The 17,719-nt window shown below is 40.6% G+C and carries 12 protein-coding genes, 2 tRNA genes, 2 rRNA genes and 1 other annotated feature; all 16 genes read right to left on the reverse strand.

Annotation, left to right across the window (positions count from 1 at the left end; all coding sequences use genetic code 11):
* Positions 1–2: 2 nt before the first annotated feature.
* Positions 3–1,403 carry a cysteine--tRNA ligase gene (gene cysS, locus MKX29_RS08535; RefSeq protein WP_341105063.1) on the reverse strand — a complete coding sequence of 467 codons (1,401 nt, stop codon included), beginning with the start codon at positions 1,401–1,403 and terminating at the stop codon, positions 3–5.
* Positions 1,403–2,053, reverse strand: coding sequence for a serine O-acetyltransferase (cysE, locus tag MKX29_RS08540; RefSeq protein ID WP_224938661.1), 651 nt, complete (start codon positions 2,051–2,053; stop codon positions 1,403–1,405). Before cysE ends, cysS begins: the two co-directional genes overlap by 1 nt.
* Positions 2,054–2,202: 149 nt before the next feature.
* Positions 2,203–2,429: a binding site (T-box leader), on the reverse strand.
* Between the two features lie 67 nt (positions 2,430–2,496).
* Positions 2,497–3,954: a glutamate--tRNA ligase gene (gene gltX / locus MKX29_RS08545; RefSeq protein WP_341105065.1), complete on the reverse strand. Its 1,458-nt coding sequence runs from the start codon at positions 3,952–3,954 to the stop codon at positions 2,497–2,499.
* A 153-nt stretch (positions 3,955–4,107) separates the two neighbouring features.
* Positions 4,108–4,587 carry a 2-C-methyl-D-erythritol 2,4-cyclodiphosphate synthase gene (gene ispF, locus MKX29_RS08550; protein ID WP_095371246.1) on the reverse strand — a complete coding sequence of 160 codons (480 nt, stop codon included), beginning with the start codon at positions 4,585–4,587 and terminating at the stop codon, positions 4,108–4,110.
* Between the two features lie 13 nt (positions 4,588–4,600).
* Positions 4,601–5,290 carry a 2-C-methyl-D-erythritol 4-phosphate cytidylyltransferase gene (gene ispD / locus MKX29_RS08555; RefSeq protein WP_341105067.1) on the reverse strand — a complete coding sequence of 230 codons (690 nt, stop codon included), beginning with the start codon at positions 5,288–5,290 and terminating at the stop codon, positions 4,601–4,603.
* Positions 5,291–5,377: 87 nt separating this feature from the next.
* Positions 5,378–6,460 carry a PIN/TRAM domain-containing protein gene (locus MKX29_RS08560; protein ID WP_224938658.1) on the reverse strand — a complete coding sequence of 361 codons (1,083 nt, stop codon included), beginning with the start codon at positions 6,458–6,460 and terminating at the stop codon, positions 5,378–5,380.
* Between the two features lie 217 nt (positions 6,461–6,677).
* Entirely contained in the window at positions 6,678–7,751 is a 1,074-nt protein-coding gene (disA, locus tag MKX29_RS08565; RefSeq protein ID WP_095371249.1) for a DNA integrity scanning diadenylate cyclase DisA, read from the reverse strand.
* A gap of 4 nt (positions 7,752–7,755) precedes the next feature.
* Positions 7,756–9,135: a DNA repair protein RadA gene (gene radA / locus MKX29_RS08570; RefSeq protein ID WP_095371250.1), complete on the reverse strand. Its 1,380-nt coding sequence runs from the start codon at positions 9,133–9,135 to the stop codon at positions 7,756–7,758.
* Positions 9,136–9,294: 159 nt separating this feature from the next.
* A complete protein-coding gene (gene clpC / locus MKX29_RS08575; RefSeq protein ID WP_341105069.1) occupies positions 9,295–11,739 on the reverse strand; it encodes an ATP-dependent protease ATP-binding subunit ClpC in 2,445 nt (814 codons plus the stop codon).
* 6 nt (positions 11,740–11,745) lie between these two features.
* Positions 11,746–12,825 carry a protein arginine kinase gene (locus MKX29_RS08580; RefSeq protein ID WP_224938656.1) on the reverse strand — a complete coding sequence of 360 codons (1,080 nt, stop codon included), beginning with the start codon at positions 12,823–12,825 and terminating at the stop codon, positions 11,746–11,748.
* A gap of 2 nt (positions 12,826–12,827) precedes the next feature.
* A complete protein-coding gene (locus MKX29_RS08585) occupies positions 12,828–13,376 on the reverse strand; it encodes a hypothetical protein (RefSeq protein ID WP_281202953.1) in 549 nt (182 codons plus the stop codon).
* 27 nt (positions 13,377–13,403) lie between these two features.
* The gene (locus MKX29_RS08590; RefSeq protein ID WP_095371254.1) at positions 13,404–13,865 is read right to left on the reverse strand and encodes a CtsR family transcriptional regulator; all 462 of its coding nucleotides are present in this window, start codon (positions 13,863–13,865) and stop codon (positions 13,404–13,406) included.
* 247 nt (positions 13,866–14,112) lie between these two features.
* Positions 14,113–14,229 (reverse strand): 5S ribosomal RNA (gene rrf, locus MKX29_RS08595).
* A 75-nt stretch (positions 14,230–14,304) separates the two neighbouring features.
* A 23S ribosomal RNA gene (locus tag MKX29_RS08600) occupies positions 14,305–17,237 on the reverse strand.
* Positions 17,238–17,489: 252 nt separating this feature from the next.
* Positions 17,490–17,565, reverse strand: a tRNA-Ala gene (locus tag MKX29_RS08605).
* 15 nt (positions 17,566–17,580) lie between these two features.
* Positions 17,581–17,657, reverse strand: a tRNA-Ile gene (locus MKX29_RS08610).
* Positions 17,658–17,719: the final 62 nt, after the last annotated feature.

Below are 17,719 nucleotides of genomic sequence, written 5' to 3' on the forward strand. Positions count from 1 at the left end.
TCTTATCCTCTTTTCCATCTTGTTCCTTGAGCTGTATCCTCAAGAATAATATTCATTTCTTTTAATTGATCACGAATTTGATCAGCTAATTGGAAATTGCGATCTTTTCTTGCTTGAATCCGATCGGCTATCAATTGATCTACTTCCTCATCTAGCAGTTCTGGCTCATCCTCTAACGATAGTCCAAGTACATCGAAGAAATCCTCGAATTGAGTCATAAATGCATCAATTACAGCAGTGGATGTATTCTTTTCCATCAAATAATAATTCGCTTGTTTTGATAATTCAAATACAATAGAGATGGCATTCGCCGTGTTAAAATCATCATCCATATCTGTGATGAATTGCTTTTGTAAATCACCAATTTTCTCTAACCATTCTTGGTTATTTTCTGTTAACTCACTACTCGCCTCTTTACGATGTTTTAAATTCTCATACGATGCTTTAATACGCTCATAACCCGCTTTTGTATTTTCCAGCAATTCTTCATTATAGTTAATTTGATTACGATAATGCACTGCTAACATGAAGAACCTTAACACTTGCGGATTGTGCTTCTTAATAATATCGTGTACCAAGACGAAATTACCGAGTGATTTAGACATTTTCTCGTTATCAATATTTATATAGCCATTATGCATCCAGTAACGAGCGAAGGTTTTACCTGTCACTGCCTCTGACTGTGCAATTTCATTCTCATGGTGAGGAAATGATAAATCTTGTCCTCCCGCATGAATATCAATCGTGTCACCTAGATATTTACGAGCCATAGCGGAGCACTCAATATGCCACCCTGGGCGACCTGCCCCCCAAGGACTATCCCATTTAATTTCACCTTCCTTCGCCGCTTTCCAAAGGACGAAATCAAGTGCGTCTTTCTTCTTCTCACCAACAGCAATACGATTGCCTAACTTTAACTCATCAATCGATTGATGAGAAAGCTTGCCATACTCTTCAAACTTTCGTGTATGGTAGTACACATCTCCTTCTGATTCATAGGCAAAACCTTTATCAATCAGCGCTTGGATAAAATCAATAATCGTATCCATATTTTTTGTTACTCTCGGGTGTGTGTCTGCTTTTTTGCAGCCTAATGCCGATACATCTTCAAAATACGCTTCAATAAATCTCTCCGCAATTTCCGGCACCTCTTCACCTAGTTCTTTGGCCGTGCGGATTAATTTATCATCGACATCTGTGAAATTTGACACAAAATTCACATCATATCCGCGATACTCCAAATATCTCCTCACTGTATCGAACACAATTGCAGGGCGAGCATTTCCTATATGAATATAATTGTATACAGTAGGTCCACAAACATACATCTTTACTTTACCCTCTTCTAACGGGATAAACGGCTCTTTTTTTCTTGTTAACGTATTATATAATTGAATCGCCATTATGAGTGGCTCCTTTCAGCTTTCAGTTGTTCAAACTCTTTTTTCACGTGCTCTAACTCATTTTCTAGCTCTTTAAAGCGATCAGAAATGGGATCTGGTAAGTCTGTATGATTTAAATCTTTCGTTACTTTGACGCCATCTTGGATTTTTACCTTACCAGGTATACCAACAACCGTTGAATTAGGTGGCACTTCATGTAAAACAACTGAGCCGGCACCTATTTTTGAGTTTTCCCCAATTGTAATGGATCCAAGCACTTTTGCCCCTGTAGCAATAAGAGCATTATCCTTAATCGTTGGATGTCTTTTGCCTTTTTCTTTCCCTGTTCCCCCAAGTGTTACACCTTGGTAGACAGTGACATTATCTCCAATCTCGCATGTCTCTCCAATAACAACACCCATCCCGTGATCAATAAAAAATCGACGGCCTATTTTCGCCCCAGGGTGAATTTCTATCCCAGTAAAAAAACGGCTAATTTGCGAAACCAACCTTGCAAGGAAGAAAAATTTATTTTTATAAAGACTGTGTGCAATACGATGATTCCAAATCGCATGTAATCCTGAGTAGGTTAACACTACTTCAAAAACACTTCTTGCGGCAGGATCCTGTTCAAACACAACATCTATATCTTCCTTCATTCTTTTAAACATGCTCTCTCCCTCCAGTCTTTAAATAGCATTTTTCTCGTATAATAAAAACAACAAAAGTAACAGTGATTACATTCTCTCTTTTGGTGGGTCCTTATCACCATTTAAACAAATAACATATCTATAAATAAAAAACGCCCCTGTCTAAAATAGACAGAGACGTTTACACGCGGTTCCACTCTGTTTAAGCTTTCATAATAATAAAAGCTCCAACTCTGCCTCGTTAACGGGAAGGTAACCGCCTATTTCTACTATAAAGGTTCGAAACAGGACTCAGAGGGGCACTTCAGAGAATGAGAGGTTTAAACCACTTTCAGCCGATGATGGTTCTCTCTAATAAACAGTCATTACTCTTACTTTTCCTCTTCAATGATTTAGCATCTATAATGATTTTCTAAATATTTATACGTTAATATTCTATACTATATTATATTTTTACCGATATGTTAACCTAAAATACGCTGTAGGCGAATTTTTACAGTTTCCCTACCTAATAACTCCATTGCTTTCGGTAGGTCTGGACCATGTGTCTGCCCCGTTGTTGCTGAGCGAATCGGCATAAATAATTTTTTCCCTTTATGTCCTGTCGCTTTCTGTACTGACTTCATTGCCGCCTTTATTTGATCAGCTTCAAATACCTCAAGCGCCTCTACTTCATGTAAGAAAGCAGTCAACACTTCCGGTACTTGCTCTTCAGCTAAAACTTCGCTTGCTTCTGGTTCAACTTCGATATCCTGAACAAAGAATAATTCACTTAGTTCAATGACTTGCGCACCATAACTCATTTTCTCTTGCAGCAACACAACTAATTTCTTTAACCATTGTAACTCATCCTCAGAAGGATTATCTCCTACTTTGCCTGCTTTTTTAAAATGAGGTAACGTTAAAGCAAGTAACTGGTCACCATCTAGCTTTTTCATGTACTGCGCATTAATATGAGCAAGCTTCTGCATATCGAATAAAGCCGGTGACTTAGATAATCTTGACTCATCAAAGATTTCAATTAGCTCTTCTTTGGAGAATAATTCTTCCTCTCCACTCGGAGACCAACCAAGTAAAGCGATAAAGTTAAACAAAGCTTCGGGCAAGTAACCTAGCTCTTCGTATTGTTCAATGAATTGAATGATTGACTCATCACGTTTACTTAATTTTTTACGACTTTCATTCACTATTAGCGTCATGTGACCAAATACAGGTACTTGGAAGCCAAGCGCCTCATAAATCATCATTTGTTTAGGTGTATTTGAAATATGATCATCTCCACGTAATACATGAGAGATTTTCATTAAATAATCATCTATGGCTACAGCAAAATTATATGTCGGTGTCCCGTCTTTTTTAACAATTACATGATCACCTATGCCATCTGACTCAAATGACACTTCTCCTTTAACCATATCATTGAATGCATACACTTTTCCTTGTGGGACAAGAAAACGAATACTCGGTTTTCTTCCTTCAGCTTCGAGTTGTTGGCGATCATCGTCTGATAAATGTCTGCACTTTCCAGAGTAAATCGGCGTTTCACCTTTAGCCATTTGCGCCTCACGTTCAGCTTCTAACTCTTCTTCCGTACAATAACACTTATAAGCTTGTCCACTATCAAGTAACTGTTGATAATACTTTTTGTAAATTTCGTTTCTTTCTGATTGACGGTACGGGCCGTATCCACCATCTTTATCAATACTTTCATCCCAGTCTAAACCAAGCCATTGTAAGTATTTTAATTGACTCTCTTCTCCGCCCTCAATATTACGTTTTTTATCTGTATCTTCTATACGAATGATGAATTTACCATTTTTACTACGAGCAAATAAATAATTAAACAAAGCTGTACGCGCATTACCAATATGCAAATGTCCCGTTGGACTTGGTGCATAGCGTACACGAATATCACTTGACATGATGATCCTCCTTCAAAATCGGTTCTATTTCGAAAAACCGCTGATTGCTATATAAGCCACCTGACGATCCATCTTTTTATCAAAAATTGAATATGAATAGCACCCTTTATTTTATCATCCTACTGTAAGTTGTCAAAGTCCGTAAATAACCGACTAGGCACTTTTCTTCAACAACACTACCACTTGAGCAGCAATTCCTTCGCCTCTACCTGTAAATCCTAGTTTTTCCGTTGTCGTGGCTTTCACGTTAATGTTCTCTACTTCTGATTCTAACAATTCCGCTATTCTTTCTCTTATAGCAGGAATATAAGGAGCCATTTTTGGCTTTTGAGCAATAATAGTACAATCTGCGTTCACAAGCTCATAACCCTTTTCTTTTACCAATTGCCAAACATGTTGCATCAGTTTAGCTGAATCCGCATCTTTAAAATCTGGGTCTGTATCAGGGAAGTGCTTACCAATATCACCTTCACCAATTGCACCTAAACAGGCATCTGACACTGTATGTAATAAAACATCCGCATCTGAATGTCCAAGTAATCCTAATTCATATGGAATCGTAACCCCACCCATAATCAGTGGTCGCCCTTCAACTAATTGATGTACATCAAATCCTTGACCAATGCGAAACATATTATCTTCTCCTTTAGATAAAGTCATCTCTTTTATTTAAAATCGCCTCAGCAAAATATAGGTCCTCAGGCGTTGTTAGTTTAATATTATCGTAATTCCCTTGTACAAAAGCAATCTTATTATGTACCCTCTCCACCAAGCTTGCATCATCAGTCCCTACAAATTGGTCCTTTTGCGCTTTCTCATATGCCGCTTGTAAAATACTAAGCTTAAAAGCTTGAGGGGTTTGCACAGACCAAAGACTCGTTCGATCAATTGTTCCCTCGACTAATCCATCACGTCCCTTTTTTATCGTATCTTTCACTGGAACGGCTAAAATGGCGCCATCATTGGCCTGAGCTTGAGATACAAGTTGATCGATATGCTCTTGTTCAACAAAAGGACGAGCGGCATCATGCACTAACACAATCCCTTCACCTGTTAACGCACGAATCACATGACTAATGCTATGCTGCCTTTCCTGTCCACCACCGATATACGCCTTCACCTTATCAATCCCATGCTTAGCGATTAACGCACGTATCTCCTTTTCCTCTGCAGGATTAATAGCTAAATAAATCCCTTCACACGCAGAGTCTCGTTGGAAAACGCGCAATGTATGTATAAAAATAGGTACCCCTCTTAGTTCTAGCAACAGTTTATTTTTTGAAGCACCCATTCTCTTCCCTTGCCCCGCTGCAGGGATGACGACTCTATACCCCATATTTTCTTTTAACTCCCTTAACCAGCATAAAAAGCGGAAGAAAAGAGCCAGTTTACGGCCCCCTCTTCTGCTTCTTCTATACTATAATTATAATGCTTTTTCTAAAAGTTTGGGTTTAGCAAAAATCATTCTACCCGCAGATGTTTGCAATACACTTGTCACTACTACATCAATATGCTTGCCAATATAATTTCTACCTTCTTCTACGACAATCATTGTGCCATCGTCTAAATAGGCAATCCCTTGATTTTGTTCTTTTCCGTCCTTAATGACCTGAACTTTCATTTCTTCTCCCGGAAGCACAACCGGCTTCACAGCATTCGCCAGATCATTAATATTTAGAACTGCGACTTTCTGTAGCTCGCATACCTTATTCAGGTTAAAATCATTGGTTACAACCACACCGTTAGTTAATTTCGCTAATTTCACTAGCTTACTATCCACTTCTTGTATTTCTTCAAAATTACCTTCGTAAATTTCTACCTTTATAGATAGCTCACTTTGAATACGATTGAGAATGTCTAAACCGCGGCGGCCACGATTTCTTTTTAACACATCAGATGAATCGGCAATATGCTGTAATTCTTCTAACACAAAACGAGGAATAACGATTGTTCCTTCTAAAAATCCTGTTTGACAAATATCAGCTACTCGACCATCGATAATAACACTTGTATCTAATATTTTAAGCTTATTCACATCAGATTGACTATCTTCTTCTTCAGTTAACTTTTTCTTTTTGTTTGTAAAAAGATTGAGTAATTCATCTCGTTTTTTAAATCCAACTTGAAAACCTAAATATCCAAATAACAGTGTTAAGACGATAGGAGCAACAGTATTTAATACCGGTATCTCGAGTGTCGACAATCCATAACCAAGTAAAAACGCAACAACAAGACCAAACACCAGTCCAACACTACCAAATATAATATCGGTAATTGGCACCTTTACAATCGATTCTTCTGTCCATTTAATGAAATTGACAACATGGTCAACCGCCCAAAATGTTAAAAGATAGAAAATAATAGCTCCTAAAATGGCGGAAACATAAGGATTATTTAATAATGGAATGTCATCTAAACTAATTAGAAATAGTAATTCTGGTATCACAAAAATTCCTAATGTGATCCCAAATATAAGGAAACAGACTTGTACAATTCTCTTTAACATTCCCTCACCTCCTTTTATTCATTATTAACAAATTCCAAAAATAAAAAACGCACAATATTGGAAAATTTTATATTATAAACAAAAAATTATTGCAGTAAACTAAATAAAAGGATAGATTAAACGGTTATGAATACTCTTAGACTAGCACCGTAAGTAAGGGAATGTCAAATGATAAACTACCTATTCTATCATAAGGTGAATAGTAGTTCAATGGTATTTATAAATGTCGGTCGGAAAAAAATTGGTCTTGTATAAGCTTGAGGCCTTCATCAATCTTCCTAGCCCGTACCTCTCCTATACCTTCTACCTCATCTAATTCTTCAATAGAAGCTGCCGCTATATACCTAAGTTCCTCAAAGCGATCAACGAGGTTATCAATAATAATAGGTGGTAATCGCGGCACCTTATGCAGCACACGAATCCCTCTAGGATGAATGACTTCTTCGGTATGAATATAGCCATGAAAGCCTAGCAATTTCATGATAACTGAGTCTTCTAAAGTCTCACCTTTTGATAACTCTTGAAGCTTTTGAAGCGCTTCCTTTGCCCTAATATCACGGTCATTAGCATAATCCATAATAACGAATTCTGATTCTCTTTCCATTTCAATCAATAACTCATTCATTTGTAAACGAATGAGACGTCCTTCTGTCCCTAACTCACTTAAATAAGTTAGTAACTCATTTTTGATTCTTAACAGCATTTCTATATTATGCATAACATTTAACACATCATTATAGGTCACCTGTTCTTCAAATTCGAGAATACCTAAATTAGATATACTTTGCTCAAGAACAACTTTATATTTCTCTAATGTTGTGACTGCCACATTAGCCTTTGTTAATATAACGCCAATATCCTTTAGTGAATAACGAGAAGCCCCTTTATATAAAGTAATGACATTACGGCGTTGTGAAACAGCAATAACAAGCGCACCTGTTTGTTTCGCCACCCGCTCTGCTGTCCGATGTCGCATCCCTGTCTCAGAGGAAGGAATACTCGAATCTGGTGCGAGTTGGGCGTTGGCAATAAGAATTTTATTTCCTTCTTGATTGAGAATAATCGCCCCATCCATCTTCGCTAGCTCATATAAATAGTTTGGCGAAAAAGGGCAATTAATTTGGAAGCCCCCATCCACTAAACTGGCAATCTGCTCCTTAGAACAAAGAACAATTAATCCACCCGTGTTTGCTCTTAATACATTATCTATACCTGCACGTAGGGGTGTCCCTGGTGCTAAAAATTTCAATAATTCGCTGATCGTAATTTCACTTTGTTTCTTTGAATCCATATGCTTACCCTCCTAATGCAGCTTCAAGTGCTTCACTAACCGAGTGAACGCCAATCAATTGAACATTTTTAGGACCTGTCCAGCCGCTCAAATTATTCGCTGGTAAAATAATTCTCTCAAATCCTAGTTTCGCAGCCTCCTGGACTCGCTGTTCAATTCTTGAAACTCTTCTTATTTCTCCAGTAAGGCCCACCTCACCGATAATGCAATCTGTTGCTCTTGTTGGCTTATCTCGAAAGCTTGATGCGATACTGACTGCAACCGCCAAATCAATTGCTGGCTCATCTAGTTTTACCCCTCCAGCAACCTTCAAATACGCATCTTGATTTTGTAACAACATACCGACCCGTTTCTCCAATACCGCCATTAATAGCGGCACACGGTTATGATCAATCCCTGTTGCCATTCTTCTTGGGTTACCAAAACTCGTAGGGGATATTAATGCTTGTATTTCTACAAGAACGGGCCGAGTTCCTTCCATTGAAGCCACAACAGTTGAACCCGCTGCTCCTTGTGATCGTTCTTCTAAAAAAATCTCTGAAGGGTTTGCCACTTCTTCTAAACCTAATTCTTTCATTTCAAAAATACCCATTTCATTCGTAGAACCAAATCGGTTTTTGACTGCTCTTAAAATTCGATACGTGTGATGCCTTTCCCCTTCAAAATAAAGCACCGTATCCACCATATGTTCAAGCAACCTAGGGCCGGCGATCGACCCTTCTTTCGTTACATGTCCAACAATAAAGATCGCAATCCCTTTCGTTTTCCCGATTCTCATAAGCTCAGCCGTACACTCTCTTACCTGCGATACACTACCAGGAGCCGAGGTCACTTCCGGGTGATAAATAGTTTGAATGGAGTCAATGATAACAAACTCCGGCTTCACCTCATCAATCGTTTGACTAATCTCTTCTAAACTTGTCTCTGCATAAACAAGTAGATGTTCTGATGAAATATTTAATCTGTCAGCTCGTAGCTTCGTTTGTCTTATCGACTCTTCTCCAGAAATATAAAGTACAGAATGCTGTTTATTAGATAATTGGGAAGAAACTTGCAACAGTAGTGTTGATTTTCCAATCCCAGGATCTCCACCTATTAAAACGAGAGATCCTCTGACAACCCCACCACCAAGGACTCGATTTAACTCCTTCATTTCCGTATAAATACGTGGCTCATTGACTGTTTCAATTTTTGGAATCGGAGTCGCTTTTGCTCTAATCGTTGTCTCTTGTGTATGTGCAAACGCCCCTCTTCTCGAATTAGCAGGTTTCTCAATTTCTTCCGTCATTTTATTCCATACACCACATCCGGGACACTTCCCCATCCACTTTGCCGATTCATAACCACATTCTTGACATATGAATTTTGATTTTCTTTTCGCCAATCTTCATTCTCCTTCTCTTTCGTACAACACATTTATATTTCTTACTATATCAATGGAATCGTTTGTATTCAAAGGTTAACATATAATTGGAAGAAAATTTGTTGTTATCAAAAAAGGTACACACTATTGATTAGCGTGTACCTTCTCTCTAACATCTAATTATTTTTGTGCTGTGCCAGTTGGTTCGGCAGTTTTTACGACAAATTCGCCATCCTCAACATCGATTACTACCTCTTGACCAGTAAGCACTTTTCCTCTTAATAATTCCTCAGATAAGCGATCTTCAATATGCTTTTGGATCGCTCTTCTAAGCGGCCGTGCACCATATTCTGGATCGTAGCCTTCTTCTGATATTTTTACCTTAGCAGATTCAGATAGGGATAATGTAATATCCTGTTCTTTTAAACGGTTCGTTAAGGCATCGGACATGAGTGTAACAATCTCTTGCAGATGCTTTCTTTCTAATGCATGGAAGACAATAATCTCATCGATACGGTTTAAGAATTCAGGTCTGAAGGCCTTTTTCAATTCCTCCATAACCTTGCCTTTCATATCTTTGTAATCATGTTCATCATCTTGAATATTGAAGCCTACATATTTATTACGCTTAAGTGCTTCTGCACCAACATTTGACGTCATGATGAGCACCGTGTTTCGGAAATCGACTGTACGTCCTTTAGAATCTGTTAACCGTCCATCTTCCAATACTTGCAGAAGAATGTTAAATACATCCGGATGGGCTTTCTCAATTTCATCTAATAAGACAACTGAATACGGTTTTCTACGTACTTTCTCAGTTAATTGGCCTCCTTCTTCAAATCCAACATAGCCTGGAGGTGAACCAACTAATCTAGATGTGGAATGTTTCTCCATATACTCAGACATATCGAAGCGAATCATCGCTTCCTCATCACCGAACATCGCTTCAGCTAAGGCCCGAGCAAGTTCTGTCTTACCCACACCTGTTGGACCTAGGAAAACGAAAGAACCAATTGGTCTCTTCGGATCTTTAAGACCCGCTCTTGCCCGTCTAACTGCTTTAGAGATCGCCTTTACTGCTTCCTCTTGGCCAATTACGCGAGAATGTAAGATTTCTTCTAAATTCAATAGTTTTTCGGTCTCAGTTTGTGCCAATTTCGTAACTGGAATTCCTGTCCAGTTAGAAACGACATTGGCAATATCCTCTACAGTCACTTCAGTATTTTCTTTCCCTTGCTTTTCTTTCCACGTTTTCTTAGTTTCTTCTAACTTTTCTCTTAATCTTTGTTCATTGTCTCTTAAAGATGCTGCTTTCTCAAACTCTTGACTTTGAACAGCTGCATCCTTTTCTTTTCTTACATCTTCTAATTTAACTTCTAACTCCTTGAGATTCGGAGGCGTTGTATAAGAACGTAGGCGAACTTTTGAACCTGCTTCATCAATTAAATCAATTGCTTTATCTGGTAAGAAACGATCAGAGATATAACGATCTGATAACTTAACTGCCGCATCGATGGCTTGATCCGTAATTGTCACCCGGTGATGGGCTTCATAACGGTCACGTAGTCCTTTTAATATTTGTACGGACTCATCTGCAGTCGGCTCATCAACCGTAATTGGTTGGAACCTACGCTCAAGCGCTGCATCCTTCTCAATATATTTGCGATACTCATCTAGCGTCGTCGCTCCAATACATTGTAGCTCTCCACGCGCAAGTGATGGCTTTAAAATATTTGATGCATCAATCGCACCTTCTGCTCCACCAGCACCAATTAATGTATGCAATTCATCGATGAACAAAATAATGTTGCCCGCCTGACGAATTTCGTCCATCACTTTCTTCAAGCGATCCTCAAATTCTCCTCGGTATTTTGTACCTGCAACTACCGTACCCATATCTAAAGTCATTACACGTTTATCACGTAGCGTTTCCGGCACTTCATTATTTATGATCTGTTGTGCAAGGCCTTCTGCTATCGCAGTTTTACCCACACCAGGTTCTCCAATTAATACTGGGTTATTTTTTGTTCTTCTGCTTAATACTTCAATTACACGTTGAATCTCTTTACTACGGCCAATAACTGGATCTAAGCTTCCTTCACGTGCAATGGCAGTTAGATCTCTCGCTAAACCATCTAATGTTGGTGTATTTGCATTGGCTGAAGAGCTGCCTTGATGCCCGTTAGACTCGCTACTACCAAGTAATTGTAGTACTTGTTGTCTTGCCTTATTTAAACTTACGCCAAGGTTATTAAGGACTCTTGCAGCTACACCCTCACCTTCTCTAATTAAACCAAGTAAAATGTGCTCAGTTCCCACATAGGAATGGCCCAATTTTCTTGCTTCATCCATTGATAGTTCAATTACTTTTTTTGCTCTTGGTGTATAATGCGGTGTTTGGGAGGCCTCTTGCCCTCTACCTATTAGATTTTCAACTTCCGTTTGAATTTTTTCTGAACCCAGACCTAAGGCATAAAGTGCTTTAGCGGCAATTCCTTCACCTTCACTTACTAACCCTAGAAGTATATGCTCAGTCCCAATATTGTTATGTCCTAAGCGAATGGCTTCTTCCTGTGCTAATGCTAATACTTTTTGTGCTCTCTCAGTAAAACGTCCAAACATCATCTATCATCATCCTCCCAACTCTTGATCTTCCATTTTTAATCTTTCTCGAATAAGAGAAGCTCTACGAATATCCCGTTCAAACGGTCGTAATGGGCCTCCAGCATATTGCTGTAAAAATCCTGGTTGTGTTAAAACCATTAATTCATTTAATATATTTTTTGATATGCCTTGTATATAGTCCATGTCTATTCCAAGGCGAACATCCGATAAACATCTAGCCGCTTCTTTTGATTCAATGATTCGGCTATTAGATAAAATACCATAGGATCTGAAGACTCTATCTTCTAATTGTATGTTAGAGGTTTTCGCTAATGCTTCTCTTGCTGACCTTTCCTGCGAAATTAATTGCTCCACAACACTTTTTAAATCCTCAGCAATATCTTCTTCTGATTTCCCTAATGTGATTTGGTTAGAAACTTGAAAGATATTACCTAATGCTTCGCTACCTTCTCCATAAATTCCTCTAACAACTAATCCAAGTTGGTTAATTGCTGGAATGATTCTATTCATTTGATGAGTTAATACTAATCCTGGTAAATGCATCATGACAGATGCTCTGAGACCTGTGCCCACATTTGTTGGGCAACTAGTTAAATACCCTACCTGTTCATCATATGCATAATCAATCTCAGTTTCTAACCAATCATCAATTTGGTTTGCAACTTCTAATGCTTCTGATAATTGGAAGCCTGGAAATAAACACTGTATACGTATATGATCTTCTTCATTCAACATAATGCTAACCTCTTCATTTTCAGTAAGTAGGCAGGCACCATGACTAGCGTTTTCTGCTAAATGAGGACTAATCAAATGTTTTTCCATCAGCACCCTTTTTTGCAATGGTTGTAAATCATCCATTTGCAATAACGAAAAGTCACCATAAGTATCAAAAGTCGATTTTTCCATTCTTGCTTTAATGATATCTATCACACGTTTAGCTTCATCATGAGAAAAGATGGTTGGAAAATTAACCTGTTTAATATTGCGAGCTAAACGAATTCTAGAACTAAGTACGATATCAGAATCAGGACCTTCTGCACTCATCCAAGAGCTGACAGCCTGATTGATAAACCTTTCTAAAGACAAGTTCATTCCCCTCCCTCTAGATGGTTTTTCATTTCTTTTTCCAATTGACGTATTGCATCTCTTGTCTCTGCTGCTTTCTCAAACTCCTCTTTAGTTATAAGTTCTTTCAAGTTTATTTTTAAATCCTCAATTTGCTTTTTTAAATGGATATCTCCACCCATTCTTGTAGGGATTTTTCCGTTATGATTCCAATTACCACTATGAAGCCTTTTAATAATTGGCTTTAACTGTGCTCGGAAAGAATCATAACAGTGGGCACATCCGAATTTCCCGACTTTAACAAATTGAGGAAAGGTCATCGAGCATTGCTCACACTGTACTACCTGCGTTTGTTTATTTAACTGAGCTTGGTTATTTGCATAACTTGTATCTATATTAAATAATCCGCTCAATAGATTATTAATAGAAAACCCAGATCCATTATTTAACATAAACATATCCCCATGTTCTTGGGCACATTTTTCACATAAATGGAACTCAGCCTTTTCGCCATTCATAATTTTTGTAAAATGTAGAGTCGCAGGTCTCTGATTACATTCTTGGCATATCATCTGTTTCACCCCTCCATACTTTACAACCTACTTATATTTCAATGTATTTAGCATCGCAACAAGCATCCTTGCTCTTAACTCATCCCTATAGGGTAACTCTAAGTAAAGAACTGAACGATCAATGACACTTAACATAATCTTCGCTTCTCGAGTAGTAATAATCTCTTCTTCAACTAATCTGTTTATAATATTTTCAGCACTATTTTGTGAAATACGATCACGTACAATCCTAATCAATTGATTAATTAAATCAACATAATCATATGCTTGCACTTTGGTGATTCTTATATAACCACCACCGCCACGTTTGCTTTCGACAGCATAGCCTTTTTCAACTGTAAACCGAGTATTTATGACGTAATTTATTTGAGATGGGACACATTGAAATTTATCAGCGATCTCGCTTCGCTTAATTTCAACAATTTCCCTTTCGCTAAGTTCCAAGACTTCTTTAAGATATTTTTCAATAATATCTGATATATTTTTCACCCGGCCTCCCCCTATCTGACTTTGACTATATTTGACATAAATTATACATGATTTGTGTGAAATGTTGCAACGAAGTAGTATTATTAATTTTCCCCTTTTTTTCTAAATCTCAAACGTATGAAATATAGGTTCGTTCATTAAATTTATATTATGTTTAGATTGTATAGATGTTATTTGTCCATTTAAATAAACGAATTCATTATAGCATGACAAAAAAGAGCACATAAATGATGTGCTCTTTTATCTTGCCCGGCAACGTCCTACTCTCACAAGGGGACAGCCCCTAACTACCATCGGCGCTGAGAAGCTTAACTTCCGTGTTCGGTATGGGAACGGGTGTGACCTTCTCGCTATCGCCACCGGACTATGAAATTGTAAGGGAATCGTTCCCTCAAAACTAGATAATGCTGAAGAAGATATTTATTGAGTAATCGCCTGTTTGGTTAAGTCCTCGATCGATTAGTATTAGTCAGCTACATGTGTCGCCACACTTCCACCTCTAACCTATCAACCTGATCATCTTTCAGGGATCTTACTAGCTTGCGCTATGGGAAATCTCATCTCGAGGGGGGCTTCATGCTTAGATGCTTTCAGCACTTATCCCTTCCGCACATAGCTACCCAGCGATGCCTTTGGCAAGACAACTGGTACACCAGCGGTGCGTCCATCCCGGTCCTCTCGTACTAAGGACAGCTCCTCTCAAATTTCCTGCGCCCACGACGGATAGGGACCGAACTGTCTCACGACGTTCTGAACCCAGCTCGCGTACCGCTTTAATGGGCGAACAGCCCAACCCTTGGGACCGACTACAGCCCCAGGATGCGATGAGCCGACATCGAGGTGCCAAACCTCCCCGTCGATGTGGACTCTTGGGGGAGATAAGCCTGTTATCCCCGGGGTAGCTTTTATCCGTTGAGCGATGGCCCTTCCATGCGGAACCACCGGATCACTAAGCCCGACTTTCGTCCCTGCTCGACTTGTAGGTCTCGCAGTCAAGCTCCCTTGTGCCTTTACACTCTACGAATGATTTCCAACCATTCTGAGGGAACCTTTGGGCGCCTCCGTTACTCTTTAGGAGGCGACCGCCCCAGTCAAACTGCCCACCTGACACTGTCTCCCATCCCGATAAGGGATGTGGGTTAGAATTTCAATACAGCCAGGGTAGTATCCCACCGACGCCTCCACCGAAGCTAGCGCTCCGGCTTCTAAGGCTCCTACCTATCCTGTACAAGCTGTACCAAAATTCAATATCAGGCTACAGTAAAGCTCCACGGGGTCTTTCCGTCCTGTCGCGGGTAACCTGCATCTTCACAGGTACTATAATTTCACCGAGTCTCTCGTTGAGACAGTGCCCAGATCGTTACGCCTTTCGTGCGGGTCGGAACTTACCCGACAAGGAATTTCGCTACCTTAGGACCGTTATAGTTACGGCCGCCGTTTACTGGGGCTTCGATTCAAAGCTTCGCGTGAGCTAACCTCTCCTCTTAACCTTCCAGCACCGGGCAGGCGTCAGCCCCTATACTTCGCCTTGCGGCTTCGCAGAGACCTGTGTTTTTGCTAAACAGTCGCCTGGGCCTATTCACTGCGGCTCATCAAGGCTTTAACACCCTAATGAGCACCCCTTCTCCCGAAGTTACGGGGTCATTTTGCCGAGTTCCTTAACGAGAGTTCTCTCGCTCACCTTAGGATTCTCTCCTCGCCTACCTGTGTCGGTTTGCGGTACGGGCACCTTATTCCTCGCTAGAGGCTTTTCTTGGCAGTGTGGAATCAAGAACTTCGGTACTAAATTTCCCTCGCTATCACAGCTCAAGGTATATGACCATGGGATTTGCCTCATGGTCCCTCTAACTGCTTAGACGCACATCCAATCGTGCGCTTACCCTATCCTCCTGCGTCCCCCCATCACTCAAACAGAATACGGTGGTACAGGAATATCAACCTGTTGTCCATCGCCTACGCTTTTCAGCCTCGGCTTAGGTCCCGACTAACCCTGAGCGGACGAGCCTTCCTCAGGAAACCTTAGGCATTCGGTGGATGGGATTCTCACCCATCTTTCGCTACTCATACCGGCATTCTCACTTCTAAGCGCTCCACCAGTCCTTACGGTCTAGCTTCAACGCCCTTAGAACGCTCTCCTACCACTGAACATCAACGATGTTCAATCCACAGCTTCGGTGATACGTTTAGCCCCGGTACATTTTCGGCGCGGAGTCACTCGACCAGTGAGCTATTACGCACTCTTTAAATGGTGGCTGCTTCTAAGCCAACATCCTGGTTGTCTAAGCAACTCCACATCCTTTTCCACTTAACGTATACTTTGGGACCTTAGCTGGTGGTCTGGGCTGTTTCCCTCTTGACTACGGATCTTATCACTCGCAGTCTGACTCCCATGGATAAATCTTTGGCATTCGGAGTTTGTCTGAATTCGGTAACCCGATGAGGGCCCCTAGTCCAAACAGTGCTCTACCTCCAAGATTCTTACGCATGAGGCTAGCCCTAAAGCTATTTCGGAGAGAACCAGCTATCTCCAAGTTCGATTGGAATTTCTCCGCTACCCACACCTCATCCCCGCACTTTTCAACGTACGTGGGTTCGGGCCTCCATCCAGTGTTACCTGGACTTCACCCTGGACATGGGTAGATCACCTGGTTTCGGGTCTACGACCACATACTCATTCGCCCTATTCAGACTCGCTTTCGCTACGGCTCCGTCTGTCCAACTTAACCTCGCATGTAATCGTAACTCGCCGGTTCATTCTACAAAAGGCACGCTATCACCCATTAACGGGCTCTAACTACTTGTAGGCACACGGTTTCAGGATCTCTTTCACTCCCCTTCCGGGGTGCTTTTCACCTTTCCCTCACGGTACTGGTTCACTATCGGTCACTAGGGAGTATTTAGCCTTGGGAGATGGTCCTCCCTGCTTCCGACGGGATTTCTCGTGTCCCGCCGTACTCAGGATCCACTCTGGAGGGAACGAAGTTTCAACTACAGGGCTTTTACCTCCTATGGCGGGCCTTTCCAGACCTCTTCGTCTATCTCGTTCCTTTGTAACTCCGTATAGAATGTCCTACAACCCCAAGAGGCAAGCCTCTTGGTTTGGGCTAATCCCGTTTCGCTCGCCGCTACTCAGGGAATCGCGTTTGCTTTCTCTTCCTCCGGGTACTTAGATGTTTCAGTTCCCCGGGTCTGCCTTCCATACCCTATGTATTCAGGTATGGATCCTATCCCATAACGGATAGGGGGTTTCCCCATTCGGAAATCTCCGGATCAAAGCTTACTTACAGCTCCCCGAAGCATATCGGTGTTAGTCCCGTCCTTCATCGGCTCCTAGTGCCAAGGCATTCACCGTGCGCCCTTATTAACTTAACCATTGTTCGGCTTGCGATAAGCTACGCATTTCGGCGTCAGCTCACTCGTCAACATCCTCATGTGCACAAGACGCACACTCCGGTGTTTCCTTGCTCGCTTCCTTGAACTGCTTGCTTCTCACAACCCTCACGGTTGTGTGTTTTAAAAAAAGTTTAGTATCTCTACTCTATTATATAGAGAGAAAATAACTAAGGTGGCGATTACTCGGTAATCTTCTTCATTACATTATCTAGTTTTCAAAGAACGATTTGTTGGTGGAGCCTAGCGGGATCGAACCGCTGACCTCCTGCGTGCAAAGCAGGCGCTCTCCCAGCTGAGCTAAGGCCCCGTATTAAAGTTAAAATGGTGGGCCTAAATGGACTCGAACCATCGACCTCACGCTTATCAGGCGTGCGCTCTAACCAGCTGAGCTATAGGCCCACATAACTTCACGGTAAAGTATTTAATCATATCAAAGAGATTGCACTCTCAAAACTGAACGA

Origin of the sequence: Cytobacillus sp. FSL R7-0696 (assembly GCF_038006865.1) — a bacterium.
GTDB lineage: Bacteria > Bacillota > Bacilli > Bacillales > Cytobacillaceae > Cytobacillus > Cytobacillus kochii.

Bases quoted from the DNA above. Each gene is read 5' to 3' on its own strand.
- MKX29_RS08585 (WP_281202953.1), bottom strand. From the start codon at position 13,376: ATGATATGCCAAGAATGTAATCAGAGACCTGCGACTCTACATTTTACA.
- cysE (WP_224938661.1), bottom strand. From the start codon at position 2,053: ATGTTTAAAAGAATGAAGGAAGATATAGATGTTGTGTTTGAACAGGAT.
- cysS (WP_341105063.1), bottom strand. From the start codon at position 1,403: ATGGCGATTCAATTATATAATACGTTAACAAGAAAAAAAGAGCCGTTT.
- gltX (WP_341105065.1), bottom strand. From the start codon at position 3,954: ATGTCAAGTGATATTCGTGTACGCTATGCACCAAGTCCAACGGGACAT.
- disA (WP_095371249.1), bottom strand. From the start codon at position 7,751: ATGGATTCAAAGAAACAAAGTGAAATTACGATCAGCGAATTATTGAAA.
- ispD (WP_341105067.1), bottom strand. From the start codon at position 5,290: ATGGGGTATAGAGTCGTCATCCCTGCAGCGGGGCAAGGGAAGAGAATG.
- ispF (WP_095371246.1), bottom strand. From the start codon at position 4,587: ATGTTTCGCATTGGTCAAGGATTTGATGTACATCAATTAGTTGAAGGG.
- MKX29_RS08560 (WP_224938658.1), bottom strand. From the start codon at position 6,460: ATGTTAAAGAGAATTGTACAAGTCTGTTTCCTTATATTTGGGATCACA.
- clpC (WP_341105069.1), bottom strand. From the start codon at position 11,739: ATGATGTTTGGACGTTTTACTGAGAGAGCACAAAAAGTATTAGCATTA.